Source organism: Microbispora sp. ATCC PTA-5024, assembly GCF_000511135.2.
GTDB lineage: Bacteria > Actinomycetota > Actinomycetes > Streptosporangiales > Streptosporangiaceae > Microbispora > Microbispora corallina.
Window position 1 is genome coordinate 1091205 of sequence record NZ_KI866522.1, and the last position, 1630, is coordinate 1092834.

The following is a 1630-nucleotide window of genomic DNA, read 5'->3' on the forward strand; positions in this document are numbered from 1 at the left end:
GTCCGGCGCCGGACGGGACGGGCGGGACGGCCGGGCGCGCGCGAGCGAAGGAGGACCCTGATGCCCATGCCGATCCGCCAGGCCCTACGCGTCGGCGGCTACATCCTCGGTCAGAGGATCCGCGGGCGCTCCAAGTTCCCGCTGCTCGTGGAGCTGGAGCCGCTGTTCGCCTGCAACCTGCGCTGCGCGGGCTGCGGCAAGATCCAGCATCCGGCCGACGTGCTGCGGCGGCGCATGCCGGTCGAGCAGGCCGTCGCCGCGATCGAGGAGTGCGGCGCGCCGATGGTCTCCATCGCCGGCGGCGAGCCGCTCATGCACCCGCAGATCGCCGAGCTGGTCGGGGAGCTGGTCCGGCGCAGGAAGTACGTGTTCCTGTGCACCAACGCCCTGCTCATCCCGAAGAAGATCGACCAGTTCACCCCGTCGCGCTACTTCGCGTGGACCGTGCACATCGACGGGCTGCGCGAGCGGCACGACGCCTCGGTGTGCAAGGAGGGGGTGTTCGACGAGGCGGTCGCCGCCGTACGGGAGTGCCGGCGCCGCGGGTTCCGCGTGACCACGAACACCACGTTCTACACGACCGACAGCCCGCAGACCGTCATCGAGGTGCTCGACTACCTCAACGACGACCTGCGCGTGGACGAGATGATGATCTCTCCGGGGTACGCCTACGAGAAGGCGCCCGACCAGGACTGCTTCCTCGGCGTGCGGGAGACCCGGGAGCTGTTCCGCAAGGCCTTCGCGAACGGGAACCGCCGCAGGTGGCGGTTCAACCACTCCCCGCTCTTCCTCGACTTCCTGGAGGGGCGTGTGGATTTCCCGTGCACCGCCTGGGCCATCCCGTCGTACTCGCTGTTCGGCTGGCAGCGGCCCTGCTACCTGATGGCCGACGGCTACGCGCGGACGTACCGGGAGCTGGTCGAGGAGACCGACTGGAGCGCGTACGGCCGGGGGCGCGACCCGCGCTGCGCGAACTGCATGGCCCACTGCGGCTACGAGCCGACGGCCGTGTTCGCCACGCTGGGCTCGCTGCGCGAGTCCCTCCGCGCCCTGCGCGGCTCCTGACGGCAGGCCTGGGAGGTCGCGGGCTCAGGGACGGCCGAAGCGGCGCGCGAGGGCGCGGAACGTCCCGGGCGCGGCGCCCCTCAGGCGTGCCGGGACCCGCAGCCACCCGGGGACGTACACCTCGGCCCGGCCGCGCTCCACGGCGGCGACCACCGCGGCCGCCACCCTCGCGGGCGGGACGGGGGCCGGGCGGCTCCGCGTGTACGGCCGGCCGCGCCGCTCGAAGAACGGCGTGTCCACGACCCCGGGCAGCACGACCGTCACGCCGACGCCGGGCGCCTCGTAGCGCAGGCTCTCCGCGAAGGCGAGCAGCCCGGCCTTGGTCGCCGCGTACACCGCCTCCTCCCGCACCCCGAGCGCGCCCGCGATCGACGCGACGTACACGAGGTGGCCCCGGCCGCGTTCGGCCATGGCGGGCAGCAGCAGCCGGGTGAGCCGCATCGGGGCCGTCAGGTTCACCGCGACGAGCCGCTCCAGCGTGCCGTCCGGCATGGCCGCGAGCGGCCCGCTCCATCCCTCCCCCGCGTTCGCCACCAGCACGTCCACCGGTCCGGCCCGTACGGCG

At 73.6% G+C, this 1630-nt stretch carries 2 protein-coding genes; one reads left to right on the plus strand and one right to left on the minus strand.

Annotated features, from left to right (window positions below):
* Positions 1-60 precede the first annotated feature (60 nt).
* On the plus strand, positions 61-1065 hold the full coding sequence (gene hpnH, locus MPTA5024_RS04920; protein WP_036320262.1) for an adenosyl-hopene transferase HpnH: 1005 nt from the start codon (positions 61-63) through the stop codon (positions 1063-1065).
* A 24-nt stretch (positions 1066-1089) separates the two neighbouring features.
* Here hpnH and MPTA5024_RS04925 read toward each other — a convergent pair.
* The coding region (locus MPTA5024_RS04925; RefSeq protein ID WP_051457714.1) for an SDR family NAD(P)-dependent oxidoreductase at positions 1090-1630 on the minus strand (541 nt) is incomplete at its 5' end.